Source organism: Promicromonospora sp. Populi (assembly GCF_041081105.1).
GTDB lineage: Bacteria > Actinomycetota > Actinomycetes > Actinomycetales > Cellulomonadaceae > Promicromonospora.
In genome coordinates, this window is the sequence record NZ_CP163528.1 from 2,689,209 (window position 1) to 2,703,140 (window position 13,932).

Here is a 13,932-nt window from a genome sequence, read left to right on the forward strand (position 1 = left end):
ACCTCAGACGGTCTCGCCCACGTTCTCGTCCTCCGTCAGACCGCCCGGCGTCGTCTTCTGCACGTGCAGCAGGAACTCGACGTTGGTCTTGGTCTTCTTGAGCTGCCCGAGCAGCAGCTCGGCTGCCTGGGTCTGGTCGAGCGCGCCCATGACGCGGCGCAGCTTGTAGACGATCGCGAGCTCGTCCTTCGACATGAGGATCTCCTCGCGCCGGGTGCTCGAGCCGTTGACGTCGATCGCCGGGAAGATGCGCTTCTCGGCCAGGGACCGCGAGAGCCGCAGCTCCATGTTTCCGGTGCCCTTGAACTCCTCGAAGATCACCTCGTCCATCTTCGAGCCGGTCTCGACCAGGGCCGTCGCGAGGATGGTCAGCGAGCCGCCGTCCTCGATGTTGCGGGCGGCGCCGAAGAACTTCTTGGGCGGGTAGAGCGCGGCGGCGTCCACACCACCGGACAGGATGCGGCCCGACGCCGGGGCGGCCAGGTTGTAGGCGCGCGACAGGCGGGTGATGCCGTCGAGCAGCACCACGACGTCCTGGCCCAGCTCCACGAGGCGCTTGGCGCGCTCGATCGCGAGCTCCGCGACCAGCGTGTGGTCGGAAGCGTGGCGGTCGAACGTCGAGGAGATGACCTCGCCCTTGACCGAGCGCTCGAAGTCGGTGACCTCTTCCGGCCGCTCGTCCACCAGCACGACCATGAGGTGGACCTCAGGGTTGTTGAGCGAGATCGCGTTGGCGATCTGCTGCATCATCAGCGTCTTGCCGGCCTTGGGCGGCGCGACGATGAGGCCGCGCTGGCCCTTGCCGATCGGGGCGACGATGTCGATCACGCGGGGCGTGAGCTTGGTCGCCTCCGGGTTCTCCAGACGCAGGCGCTCCTGCGGGTACAGCGGCGTCAGCTTGGTGAACTCGGGGCGCTCGCGCGCCTCCTCCGGCGTCATGCCGTTCACGGAGTCCAGGCGCACCAGGGCGTTGAACTTGTTCACGCGGGAGTTCTTGGTGCCGGCCGGCTGGGGCGGCGGCTCTTCGCCGTCGCGCGGCTGGCGGACGGCGCCGACGACGGCGTCGCCGCGGCGGAGGCCGCCCTTCTTGACCTGGTTCAGCGACACGTACACGTCGTTGTTGCCCGGCAGGTAGCCCGAGGTCCGCACGAACGCGTAGTTGTCGAGGATGTCGAGGATGCCGGCGACGGGCAGCAGCACGTCGTCGTCACGCACCTCGACGTTCTCGAGACCCGCGACGTCCGGCCCCTGGCGACCGCGGCCGCGCTTGCGGTCCCGGCCCCGGTCCCGGCCGCGACGGCGGCGCGAGTTGCGGTCCTCTTCGAGCTCGGCGGCGTTGCGGTCCGCGGTCCGGTCGGTGGTGCGCTCCACGTTCCGGTCGGCGGTGCGCTCCGCGGTGCGGTCGGCAGTACGGTCGGCAGTACGGTCGGCGGTCCGGGTGTTGCCCCGCTCCGCGTTGGCACCGCGCGCGCTCTGCCGGCCGTTGACGGACTGGCCGTTGCGGCCCTTGTCCTCGCCGGCCTTCTCGGCGCCCTCGGGGGCAGCCTGGCCGCGGCCGGAGCGGCGTCCGGCACCCTGCTCACGCGGGGCGGCGACGGCGTCGGCGAGCTGGGCCAGGCGAGCGGCCTTGTCGGCATCCGTGCTCGCGTCGGCGCGCACACCCGAGGTGGCGACCTCGGCGGCAGCGACCGGCACCTCGGCACGGGCGGAAATGTCGTTGTTCGCGGGCAGCTCCACGGCGGAGGCGGCACGGACGGGACGCTTCGTCGCGCCGCCCGTCTTCTCGCGGATCGTGTCCACGAGGTCGCTCTTGCGCATCCTGGAGGTGCCCTTCACGCCAAGGTCTCCGGCGAGTGCCTGGAGCTCGGCGAGGCGCATGCCGCTCAGCGATCCGGCCGTACGGCCGGTAGCTGAAGCAGCGTTTTCTGTGGTGTCTGTCACGAAGGACCCTTCCCCCTCGAACTGCGGCTGGTCGCGTGATCGCGGGCCGCGGGATGATGGGCGCCCGGCTCGATGTGGCCGAAGCGCGGAAAACCTCGCATCAGTGGTACGACGACGACGGCAGACGGGGGCGTTGTCTACGTTCTCGCGAGATGCGGTGGCCGTTGTTCACGGCCTGCTACGGGCACGGCTGAGCGGCAGAGACGTTACTGGATTAGGTGGTTGAGAACCGAAGTTCAGTCCGAGTTCCCGCCACCATGGCTCAGGACGTGCGATCCCGAAGGTTCACTGCATACTACCACCCCGTACTGCTGGCGATCCTGGTACAACCCGACTCGCGGTAGCACCTGACGGACCGGACGATAGCGCACCTGTGTTTCCGGAAATTCTCCGGGCTCGTGCACCCGTCAGGTCGATCCCTGGGCTCATCCGTCGCCAGCCGGCGGTCTCGTCCACCAGGTCGGCCAGGACGGCATCCCGGCGCTCCCTGTGCTCCGGCCCGGCGAGCACCAGGACGGTGGGCCCGGCACCCGAGACGGTGGCCGGGACGCCGGCGTCCCGCAGGGCCCGCATCAGCTCGCTGGACGCCCCGAGCACCGCCGCGCGGTAGGACTGGTGCAGCCGGTCCTCCGTGGCGTCGAACAGCAGCTCCGGGCGGCGCGCGAGGGCCTCGACCAGCAGCGCCGCGCGGCCCGCGGTGAAGGCAGCGTCCTCGTGCGAGACCAGGGCGGGCAGGGCCGCCCGGGCGCGGGCGGTAGCGAGCCGGGCATCAGGCACCAGCACGGTGGCCTCGATCGTGGGGTCGACATCCAGCCCGACGGCGCGCGGGCCGTCGTCGGTGGTCCACGCGACCGTGGCGCCACCCTGGATGGCGGGCGCGGCGTTGTCCGGGTGCCCCTCGAACTCGGTGGCCAGCCGCAGCACCGTGGCGGCGTCGATGGCCCGCGGGTCAGCCAGCAGGGCGCGCGCGGCGACGATCCCGGCCACCACTGCCGCCGACGACGACCCCAGCCCCCGGCCGTGCGGGATCACGTTGTGACACGTCATGTGGATGCCGGTGGGCACCGCGCCGGCCAGGTCCATGGTGCGGCGCAGGGCCCGCACCACCAGGTGGTCCTCCCCGAGGGGCACCTCCCCGGCACCCTCGCCGTCGACCTGCACCACCACCTCGTCGCTCGCCACGAGGCGTACCTCGACCTCGTCGTACAGGGCGAGGGCCAGGCCCAGTGAGTCGAACCCCGGTCCGAGGTTCGCGCTGGTGGCGGGCACCCTGACCCGCACGTGGTCGGCGCCGAGCTGCATCAGAGGGACAGCGCGTCGGCGATCGAGACGACGTCGGCGGACACCCGCACGGGTGTCACCTCGCCGCCGTCAGGTGTGCGCAGCGCCCAGCTCGGGTCCTTGAGCCCGTGGCCGGTCACGGTGATGGTGATGCGCGCGCCCGCGGGCACCAGGCCGCGCTCGTGCCGCGCCAGGAGGCCCGCGACGCCGGCGGCGGAGGCCGGTTCCACGAACACGCCCACCTCCGCCGAGAGGATCCGGTGCGCGGCGAGGATCTGCTCGTCGGTCACGGCCTCGATGACGCCCCCGGACGAGTCCCGGGCCTCCTCGGCCTGCTGCCAGGAGGCAGGGTTGCCGATGCGGATGGCGGTCGCGATCGTGTCCGGCTCGTCGATCGGGTGGCCCTTCACGATCGGTGCCGCGCCGGCGGCCTGGAAGCCCCACATGACGGGGGTCCTGCTCGCCACGCCCGCGTCGGCGTACTCGGTGAAGCCCTTCCAGTACGCCGTGATGTTCCCTGCGTTGCCCACGGGCAGCAGGTGGATGTCAGGGGCGTCGCCCAGCGCGTCCACGATCTCGAACGCGGCGGTCTTCTGCCCCTCGATGCGGTCCGGGTTGACCGAGTTCACGAGCTCCACCGGGTGGGTGTCCGCGAGCTTGCGGGCGGCCACCAGGCAGTCGTCGAAGTTGCCGTCCACCTGCAGCAGGCGCGCGCCGTGCGCGACCGCCTGGCTCAGCTTGCCCATGGCGATCTTGCCGTCCGGCACGAGGACGGCGCAGATCATGCCCGCGCGCGTCGCGTAGGCGGCGGCCGATGCCGACGTGTTGCCCGTCGACGCGCACACCACTACCCGGGCGCCGCGCCCGGCCGCCGCGGAGATCGCGGTGGTCATGCCGCGGTCCTTGAACGAGCCGGTCGGGTTCATGCCCTCGACCTTGACGTATACCTCGGCGCCGGTCCGCTCGGACAGCGCGGGGGCCGGCACCAGCGGCGTGCCGCCCTCGCCCAGCGTCACGATCTTCTGCTGCACGTGGTCGGGCAGCCGGTCGGCGTACTCGGCGATCACGCCGCGCCACAGGCGCGAGGCGGGGAGCGCGGCGGACGCGGCGGGAAGGTTCGGTTCAGCAGGCAGTACAGGCACGGGTTCAGCCTTCGACTCTCAGGACGGACGTGATCTCGCGGACCGGTTCGAGCGTGCGCACCGCCGCGATGGTGGCGGCCAGCGACGCCTCGCGGGCGGCGTGGGTGGTCAGGAGCAGCTCTGCGGTGCCCTCTGAGGGCCCAGTCTGGCGCATCGTGTCGATCGACACGCCGTGGTCCCCCACAACACCCGCGACCTGGGCGAGCACACCCGGGAGGTCGGCGACGAGCAGGCGGACCTGGTAGCGCGTCACCGCGGCATCGGCCGGCAGCAGCGGCCGTGCCGCGTAGATGGACTCCTGGGGGCCCTTGCCGCCGAGCACCCGGTGGCGCGCCGCCGCGACGACGTCGCCCAGCACCGCGGACGCCGTAGGCCTGCCGCCGGCGCCCTGACCGTAGAACATGAGCGGGCCCGCGGCGTCGGCCTCGACGAAGATCGCGTTGAACGCGCCCTTCACCCCCGCCAGCGGGTGCTCCAGCGGCACCAGGGCCGGGTGCACGCGCACGGACACGCCCTCACCGGTCTGCTCGGCGATGGCCAGCAGCTTCACGGCGTGGCCGGTCCGGGCCGCCCAGGCGACGTCGTCGGAGGTGACGCCCTTGATGCCCTCGCGGGCGACGTCGTCCGCAGAGACGCGGGTGTGGAAGGCGAGGCTGGCGAGGATCGCGGCCTTCGCCGCGGCGTCGTAGCCCTCGACGTCGGCCGTGGGGTCGGCCTCGGCGTAACCGAGCTCCTGCGCCTGCTTGACCGCCTCGTCGAGGTCGAGGCCGCTCGTGGCCATCTGGTCCAGCACGTAGTTCGTGGTGCCGTTGACGATGCCTAGGACACGGCGCACGTGGTCGCCCGCCAGGGACTCCCGCACCGGGCGCACGATCGGGATGGCGCCCGCCACGGCCGCCTCGTAGTAGATGTCGACGCCGGCGGAGTCGGCCGCCTTGTAGAGCGTGGGGCCGTCGGCCGCCAGGAGCGCCTTGTTCGCGGTCACCACGGCCGCGCCGGCCTCGATGGCCCGCAGCAGCAGGGTACGCGCGGGTTCGGTGCCGCCCATCACCTCGATGACGATGTCCGCGCCGTCCACGAGCGCCTCGGCGTCCTTGGTCAGGAGGTCACGCCGGACGACCGGGTCCCGGGGACGGTCCACGTCCTGGACCGCGATGCCGACGAGCTCCAGCGGGGCGCCGGCGCGCGCGGCGAGATCCGGGCCCTGCTCCAGGAGCATCCGGGCCACCTCCGTGCCCACGACGCCACAGCCGAGCAGTACTACACGCAGCCCGCGTGCGGGCTCGGGGACGTGGAAAGGCACAGCGATCCTGCTTTCGTATCCGGGAAACGGTCCGGTCAGGTGCCCTCCACACGGGAGCTCCGGACGTCTCGATCAGGGTAACCGGAGGCTCTGACACCCGGGGGGCTTGTCTCACGGCGGCGACCATCACGTGGAACGCACACCACGTGAAACAGGGGCACCCCCGACATAAACGCCGGGGGCACCTCTGTTCGGCACCGCATTCATCGCCGCGTTGGTCGCGCGGACGGCGTCAGACCTCGTTGACCCCGTGGCAGACCTTGTACTTCTTGCCCGAGCCGCACGGGCACTGGGCGTTGCGCGGCGTGCCGGGGAACGTGCGGCCGTCGCTCGTGGCGGCTGTCGCCTCGCCGTGCAGCGCGGCCCGACGACGGGCGCCGTCCGGGGACTGCATGAACGCCGAGCCCGAGCCGTCCTCGCTCGGCGCCGAGTACGTCAGCGACTGCGGCCGGTTCGGGGCGTCGAGGCCCTTCGCGAGCAGGATGGGCTCCGTCGCGGCGCCCGCCGCGCGGCGCTGGCGCGGCGCGGGCGGCTGACTCGGCTGGCCCTGCCGCGGCAGTGACGCGGGCTGTACCACTGGGATCTGCGTGGTCGGCGGCGCTTCCGGCTGTCCCGTGCCCAGGCGGCCACGCGGCGGCACCGGCGGAGAGGCGGGCAGATCCGAGCCGGCGTCGTCGGCCTGCTCCGCACCGGGCTGCTGGACGGTCACCTCGAGGTTGAACAGGAACCCGACCGACTCCTCCTTGATGGCGTCGGTCATGGCCTGGAACAGCTGGAAGCCCTCGCGCTGGTACTCGACCAGCGGGTCGCGCTGCGCCATGGCGCGCAGCCCGATGCCCTCCTTGAGGTAGTCCATCTCGTAGAGGTGCTCACGCCACTTGCGGTCCAGCACCGAGAGCACCACACGGCGTTCGAGCTGGCGCATGGCCGGGGCGGAGAGCTCGTCCTCGCGCGCCTGGTAGGCCACCCGCGCGTCGGACAGGATCTCCTCCAGCAGCATGTCGCCCGTGAGCCGCTCGATGCCGCCGGCCTCATCGGCGATCTCGTCGGGCGTCAGGGAGACCGGGTACACGGCCTTGAGCGCCGTCCACAGCGCGTCCAGGTCCCACTGCTCCGACGAACCCTCGGCCGTCGCGTTGGTCACGTACTCCGTGACCGTGTCGGTGAGGAAGTGCTGCACCTGCTCACGCAGGTCCTCGCCCTTGAGCACTCGCAGGCGCTCGGCATAGATGACGCTGCGCTGGCGCGAGAGGACGTCGTCGTACTTCAGGACGTTCTTGCGGATCTCGAAGTTGCGCGACTCCACCTGGCCCTGCGCGGACATGATGCCGCGGGTGACCATCTTGGACTCCAGCGGCATGTCGTCCGGGAACCCGGCCCGGTTCATCATCGACTCGGCGAGACCGGAGTTGAACAGGCGCATCAGGTCGTCCTGCATCGACAGGTAGAACCGGGACTCCCCCGGGTCACCCTGCCGGCCGGAGCGTCCGCGCAGCTGGTTGTCGATCCGGCGGGACTCGTGGCGCTCGGTGCCGAGCACGTAGAGGCCACCGGCGGCCTTCACCTCGTCGTGCTCCGTCGCGACGCGGGCCTTCGCCTTCTCCAGCGCCTCCGGCCAGGCCGCCTCGTACTCCTCGGGCGTCTCGACCGGGTCCAGGCCCCGCTCGGCGAGCTCGGACACCGCGAGATACTCGGCGTTGCCGCCGAGCATGATGTCGGTACCACGGCCGGCCATGTTCGTGGCGACCGTGACGGCGCCCTTGCGGCCCGCCATCGCGACGACCGCAGCCTCGCGCTCGTGCTCCTTGGCGTTGAGCACGTTGTGCGGCACGCCGGCCTTCTTCAGCTTGGCACTCAGGAGCTCGGACTTCTCGACGCTCGTGGTGCCCACCAGGACCGGCTGGCCGTAGGCGTGCCGCTCCAGGATGTCGGCGACGACCGCGTTGTACTTGCCGTCCTCGGCCTTGTAGACGAGGTCGGGCTGGTCCAGGCGCTGCGGGTCGTTGTTCGTCGGGATCGGCACGACGCCGAGCTTGTACGTGCCCTGGAACTCCGCGGCCTCGGTCTCGGCCGTACCGGTCATCCCGGAGAGCTTCTTGTACAGCCGGAAGTAGTTCTGGAGGGTGATCGTGGCGAGCGTCTGGTTCTCCGCCTTGATCTCCACCCCCTCCTTGGCCTCGATGGCCTGGTGCATGCCCTCGTTGTAGCGGCGCCCGGCGAGGATGCGGCCGGTGTGCTCGTCGACGATCATGACCTCGCCGTTCAGCACGACGTAGTCCTTGTCGCGCTTGAACAGCTCCTTGGCCTTGATGGCGTTGTTCAGGAACCCGATCAGCGGCGTGTTCAGCGACTCGTAGAGGTTGTCGATGCCGAGGTAGTCCTCGACCTTCGCGATGCCGGGCTCGAGCACGCCGACGGTGCGCTTCTTCTCGTCGACCTCGTAGTCGACGGTGGGCACCAGGCGGCGCACGACCTTGGCGAACTCGTTGTACCAGCGGTTCGCGTCACCGGCCGCAGGGCCGGAGATGATCAGCGGCGTGCGCGCCTCGTCGATGAGGATCGAGTCGACCTCGTCGACGATCGCGAAGTTGTGCCCGCGCTGCACCAGGTCGTCGGTGGACCAGGCCATGTTGTCGCGCAGGTAGTCGAAGCCGAACTCGTTGTTCGTGCCGTAGGTGATGTCCGCGGCATACATCTCACGGCGCTGGGCCGGGGTCTGGCCCGACAGGATCACCCCCGTCGTCATACCCATGAACCGGAAGACGCGGCCCATCAGGTCACCCTGGTACTTGGCCAGGTAGTCGTTGGTGGTGATGACGTGGACGCCGTCGCCCGACAAGGCGTTGAGGTACGCGGCGGTGGTCGCCACCAGCGTCTTGCCCTCACCGGTGCGCATCTCGGCGATGTTGCCGAGGTGCAGCGCCGCACCACCCATGATCTGGACGTCGAAGTGCCGCTGGCCGAGGGTGCGGTGAGCCGCCTCGCGGATCGCCGCGAACACCTCCGGCATGAGCTCGTCGAGAGTCGCGCCGTGCTCCAGCCGTTCCCGGAAACGTGCGGTCTCCTCACGCAGCTCGGTGTCGCTCAGCTCGACAAAGCTGGGCTCCAAGCGGTTGACCTGCTCAGCCACGGAATGCAGCTTCTTCAGGACACGTCCTTCGCCTATGCGCAGGACCTTGTCGAGGATGGACACGCGGGTTCTCCCAGGTCGTCGGTCAAGTTTCGCCGTCGTCCATCGTAGGCCGTAAACCTCGGCGAGAGGCCCAAAGAACCGACAGCAGACAGGCAGGTTCGCTCCAGGGGTAACGCTCGCAACACCCGCAGGGTTCCAGCTGCGGTCCAGCACGGCGGTTCCGGCGCAGTCGTTCCGACCGCCGGGGCCCGGACGGCGCGGTCAGGTTGGACCGGCTCGGTCAGGCCGGCGCGGTCAGGCCGGCTCGGTCAGGCCGGGCCGGCGCTGGCGGCCGGCTCGCCGTCGGACGCGGGACGTGCCCGACGTTCCGCCTGCGCGTCGCGCATCCGCTCGGCGGCCGCATAGCCGAGCGCCGCCTCGGCCGCCTCGTCGGCGAGCGCCAGGCCGGCCGTGCCGTACAGGTGGAAGACGGCGTCGGCGCCGTGCCGCTCGAGCTCGGCCACGTCGTCGTCGTACCGCGCGACGGCGGCGACCGTGCCGTCGAAGCCGCTCGCTCGCAGCTGGGACAGCGCGATGAGGTTCGCCGCGTGGAACGGCATGGCGAGGATCGCGAGCCGGACGGCGCCGGCGCTGCGGACCCGGCCCCAGAACTCGATGTCGGTCGCGTCGGCCTGCACCACGGTGAAGCCCTCGGTGCGCAGGGTGGTGACGCGCCCCGGGTCGTGCTCCACGCCGACGACGTCCATGCCGTAGTCGTCGCGCAGCTGCCGGACGGCGCCGCGGCCGACGCGGCCCATGCCGAGCACGAGCGCCTCGGCGCCGGACACGTCGATGAGCCGCTCCTCGTGGTGCAGCCACTCGTTGGGCTTGGACGGGAAGCGCTTGGCGAGCGCCATCGCGAACTCGTTGCCGCGGGTGTTGATGGCGGAGGACAGCACAAAGCTGGCGGCCACGGCGACGGCGAGCACCACCAGCCACTCGTCGTCCAGCAGACCGGTCTGGGAGCCGACGGCGACGACGATCAGGCCGAACTCCGAGTAGTTCGTCAGGACCAGCGCCGACAGGATCGCCGTGCGTTTGCGCAGGCGCAGCAGGCGCAGCAGCACGGCGGTCGCGATCGCCTGGAGCGGCAGCATGAGCAGCAGGAGCAGCCCGACCACCGCTGACTGCCAGGTCAGCTCACCGGCGAACCCGATCGACACGAAGAAGCCGACCAGCAGCAGCTCCTTGACCGTGAACAGGTTGCGCGACAGCTCCGTGGCGGCGGGGTGGCCGGCCAGGAGCATGCCCATGACGAGCGCGCCGAGGTCACCCTTGAGCCCGACGGCCTCGAACAGCGCGTAGCCGGGGCCCAGCGCGACCGCGACGCCGAACAGCGCCTGCAGCTCGCCGTGACCGACCCTGGACCACACCTTGCGCAGCAGCCAGGCCCCGGGGACCAGCAGCACGAGGGCGAACGCCCAAGGGCTCGGCGGGTGCTCGGAGGCCACGGACAGGAAGACGACGGCGATCAGGTCCTGCATGACCAGCACACCGATGGCGATCCGGCCGTAGAGGGCGGACTGGTCGGAGCGCGTGTCGAGCACCTTGATCACGAACACGGTGGACGAGAACGACAGGGCGAGCCCGAGCAGCGCGAGGACGCCCAGGCCCTCGCCGGCGAGCATCGAGAACCCGATCACGCCGAGCAGGCCGAGGAACCCGATGGCTATCGCGACGCTCACCAGGAGGTGGGCGACGGTGGTGAACCACACGTCCCTGCGCAGCAGCGTCTTGACGTCAAGCTTGAGCCCGATGCCGAAGAGCAGCAGGGTCACGCCCAGGTCGGCGATCGTCGCGAGGTAGTCCGGCTCCGCGACACCGGCCGCGTGGAGTGCGAACCCGGCCACCAGAAACCCGACCAGCGGCGGCAGCCGGAGCAGCACCGCACCGAGTCCGGCCGCAACCGTTGCCAACAGGAAAATCGCAGCGGTGACCATGGCAGGAGTTTAGTTGGCGCCTGTTTCAGGAAAGTGCCGCGGCCGAGCGCAGCGCGGGTGAAAGTGTGCCCTTGGCCTCGACTGTCACCCCGCCGAGACCGAGCCATCGTGCCATCGCGCCGAGCTCGGCCGCGAGGCGTTCCGGGGTGTCGCCGGTGAGCACCGGCTCGGCGTGCGCGGACTGGACACGCAGCACGCCCGCAGCGCGGTCTGCCTTGAGGTCCACCCGGGCGGTGAGCTGCGAGTCCTCGAGGAACGGCAGCACGTAGTAGCCGTCGACGCGCTGCGCGGCCGGTGTGTAGATCCCGATCCGGTAGCGCATGCCGAACAGTCGCTCCAGACGCTTGCGCTCCCACACCAGCGGGTCGAACGGCGCGAGCAGCGCCTGCCCCGTGGCCTGCCGCGGACGGGCAGCATCGCGGTGCAGGAACCACTGCTCGGACCCGCCGGCCACGCGGGCGGGCAGCAGCACCCCCTCGTCGACGAGGCCGGCCAAGGCCTGATCGGTCTCGCGGCCCTTGAGCCGGTAGTAGTCCTTGATGGAGCGCGCATCGCCGATCCCCTGCGCCCGCGCGCCGAGCTCCAGCAGGGCCCGCTTCGCGTCCGCCTCGGGCACCTCCGTGAGGGCCGATGCCGGCAGCACGCGTTCCGGCAGGTCGTAGAGCCGCTCGAACTGCGGGTTGCGCCCCGCCGAGACCACCTCGCCCGTGAAGAACAGGTGCTCCACCACCCGCTTCTCCGTGCTCCAGGACCACCAGGTGCCGCGCTTGTGCCGTACCGAGCGCCCGTCGGACACGAACCGGTCGTGGATCTGCGATGCCGACAGCGGCCCCTCCGCCGCCACGAGCTCGCGCACCTCCCGGACCTGCGGCGCGTCGGGCAGGCGCACGCCGTCCAGCTCGCCCCAGTCGTACCCCTGCGCGAACCAGCGCCGCCGGAACGCCAGGAGCGGCCAGGCGCTCGGCGGGACGTAGGCCGCCACGTGCGCCCAGCTCTCCACGAGGCGGCGGCCCGCGGCCGCCGACCGGGTCGCGCGCCCCGCGTGCTTGCCGGACACCGTGGCCCGGTCCAGCAGGTCCGTGTCGTACGGGCCGAGCCGCGCGAACAACGGAAGCTGGTGCGCGCGCGCCAGGACGTTCACCGAGTCGATCTGGAGCAGGCCCAGCCGGTCGATGACGGCCTGCACGTGCCGCATGGTGCGCGGCCCGTCGGAGCGCGGGCGGCTGAGGCCCTGCGCCGCGATGGCGATTCGCCGGGCCTGTTCGAGAGAAAGAGAGATCTGCTGCACACAAACATCGTGCCCTGACCCACTGACACTCCCATCCCGACCCATTGATCGGGGTTGTGGACAGGGGGCGCGGGGCGGCGGGGGCGGGGAGGGTGGTGGGGTGCAACCTGTCCGTGTCCTTGCCCGCCTGCTGCTGCCCGTCGCCTGTCCGTGCGGCGAGCTCGACGTGCCGTGGTGCGCGCGCTGCGCGGCCCTCCTGGCCGGCCCGCCCGTGCGGGCCGAGCATGGCGCGCCCCGCCTGGACCGGCTCGACGGCGTACCGCCCGTACCCGTGTGGGCACTGACGCCGTACACCGGGCCGGTGCGCGACCTCGTTGTGCACTGGAAGGACCGCGGACGGGCCGACCTCGACCGGCTGCTCGCGCCCGCGCTGCAGCGGGCGGCCGCGCGCCTCGGCCCGGCGCTCTCCCCAGCGCTCTCTTTCGCGCTACCTTCCGCGCTCCGTGGCGCACCGGTCGCCGTCGTACCCGTGCCCTCGACGGGCGCCGCACGCCGGGCCCGAGGCCGTGACCCCGTGGCGGTCCTGGCCCGGGCCGTGGCCCACGGCCTGCGCGACGCGGGGCTGCCCGCGCGCGTGGTGCCGGCCCTCGCCCGCCGCGGCTCCGCGCGGGACCAGGTGGGCCTCGGCGCCCGCGCCCGCGGCCGCAACCTGACGGGCACTGTCCGCATGACGAGACGCGGGATGCGAGCCCTTGAACAAAGATCTGTCTGTGTTCTTGTGGACGACGTCCTGACGACGGGAGCCACCCTGGCCGCCGCCGAACGGACCCTGGAGCGACACGGGCACGACGTTATCGGCGCAACAGTGCTGGCAGCGACGCCGCCCCCGGCACGCGTAGAGCGGGTGAAAGTTGGCGCATTGTCGGGCCCGGCCGAGAATCTGGCAAACACCTGAACGAGTGGCAGGTCGATGTCGTCTCGTTCACTATCTGTTGGGGCTGTCGTTACCCAGGGTCCGGAGTTAGCCTGGGGGTCCCACGCAGGATCCGAGCCTCGCCGATGTCGACGGGGTGAACGCGACGGGAGGTGGTTTGTGCCCGGCACCGGCAACAGGAGGTGCCATACCGAGTAGAGACGGGTGCACGCCGCCGGCAAGGGACGGTGTGGCCCAGTGTTCCCGGAGCGGAGTTACGCACATGGAAATTGTCGTTGTCGGCAGGCACACGGACGTGGCGGACCGGTTTCGCCAGCACGTTGAGGAGAAGCTCGCGAAGGTCGAGCTGCTCTCCCCGTACGTACGTCGGGTGGACGTGGAAGTCACGCACGAGAACAACCCGCGACTCTCCGAGAACCGTGAGCGAGTAGAGCTCACGCTGCGCGCGAAGGGGCCGGTGATCCGCGCCGAGGCCGCAGCGGACGACCGTTTCGGCGCCCTGGACCTCGCCATCGACAAGCTGAACGAGCGCCTCCGCCGTGCCCGTGACCGGCGCAAGGACCACCGGAACAACAAGGTGGACCCACCGGTGGACGTCCGCCCCCTTGCCGAGATCCTCACCGAGGACGCCAGCGTGTCCGCCGGTAGGACCGAGCCGCAGATCTCGACCCCCGCAGCGCTGTCCACGCCGGGTGACTCGGTCGAGACGACCATCGGCGACTCGCCGGTGGTGATCCGCCAGAAGCTGCACCACGCGGACCCGATGACCCTCGACGACGCCGTCTACGAGATGGAGATGGTGGGCCACGACTTCTACCTGTTCATCGACAAGGAGACGTCGCGCCCGTCGGTGCTCTACAAGCGCAAGGGCTGGGCCTTCGGTGTGATCCAGCTCGACAACCCGTGCGGCGCGGCTCCGGTCTCCGACCTGGGCTGACCTCGCCGAGCTAGCACAAGGGCGAGATGCGACCGCGGACCTGCCGCGGTTGCA

At 71.1% G+C, this 13,932-nt stretch carries 9 protein-coding genes; 2 read left to right on the forward strand and 7 right to left on the reverse strand.

All coding sequences use genetic code 11. The features are described 5' to 3' along the window. Positions 1-3 precede the first annotated feature (3 nt). The 7 genes from rho to AB1046_RS12215 all read right to left on the reverse strand — a co-directional run bounded on the left by rho (position 4) and on the right by AB1046_RS12215 (position 12,067). Positions 4-1,941 (reverse strand): transcription termination factor Rho, encoded by a 1,938-nt coding sequence (rho, locus tag AB1046_RS12185; RefSeq protein WP_369369577.1) that lies wholly within the window; start codon positions 1,939-1,941, stop codon positions 4-6. A gap of 285 nt (positions 1,942-2,226) precedes the next feature. Then, positions 2,227-3,243 (reverse strand): homoserine kinase, encoded by a 1,017-nt coding sequence (gene thrB / locus AB1046_RS12190; protein ID WP_369369578.1) that lies wholly within the window; start codon positions 3,241-3,243, stop codon positions 2,227-2,229. After that, complete coding sequence (thrC, locus tag AB1046_RS12195) at positions 3,243-4,355, reverse strand: threonine synthase (RefSeq protein WP_369375675.1); 1,113 nt, start codon at positions 4,353-4,355, stop codon at positions 3,243-3,245. Before thrC ends, thrB begins: the two co-directional genes overlap by 1 nt. Before the next feature lie 13 nt (positions 4,356-4,368). Beyond that, the gene (locus tag AB1046_RS12200; protein WP_369369579.1) at positions 4,369-5,667 is read right to left on the reverse strand and encodes a homoserine dehydrogenase; all 1,299 of its coding nucleotides are present in this window, start codon (positions 5,665-5,667) and stop codon (positions 4,369-4,371) included. A gap of 232 nt (positions 5,668-5,899) precedes the next feature. Then, entirely contained in the window at positions 5,900-8,860 is a 2,961-nt protein-coding gene (gene secA, locus AB1046_RS12205) for a preprotein translocase subunit SecA (RefSeq protein ID WP_369369580.1), read from the reverse strand. A gap of 248 nt (positions 8,861-9,108) precedes the next feature. Continuing rightward, positions 9,109-10,779, reverse strand: a complete 1,671-nt coding sequence (locus AB1046_RS12210) for a cation:proton antiporter (RefSeq protein WP_369369581.1) — start codon at positions 10,777-10,779, stop codon at positions 9,109-9,111. A gap of 25 nt (positions 10,780-10,804) precedes the next feature. Further along, positions 10,805-12,067, reverse strand: coding sequence for a winged helix-turn-helix domain-containing protein (locus AB1046_RS12215; RefSeq protein WP_369369582.1), 1,263 nt, complete (start codon positions 12,065-12,067; stop codon positions 10,805-10,807). A gap of 100 nt (positions 12,068-12,167) precedes the next feature. On the opposite strand from AB1046_RS12215, the gene AB1046_RS12220 reads away from it, so the two are divergent. Together AB1046_RS12220 and raiA are read left to right on the forward strand one after the other, a co-directional pair. After that, a complete protein-coding gene (locus tag AB1046_RS12220; protein ID WP_369369583.1) occupies positions 12,168-12,962 on the forward strand; it encodes a ComF family protein in 795 nt (264 codons plus the stop codon). Between the two features lie 241 nt (positions 12,963-13,203). After that, complete coding sequence (gene raiA / locus AB1046_RS12225; protein WP_369369584.1) at positions 13,204-13,878, forward strand: ribosome-associated translation inhibitor RaiA; 675 nt, start codon at positions 13,204-13,206, stop codon at positions 13,876-13,878. Positions 13,879-13,932: the final 54 nt, after the last annotated feature.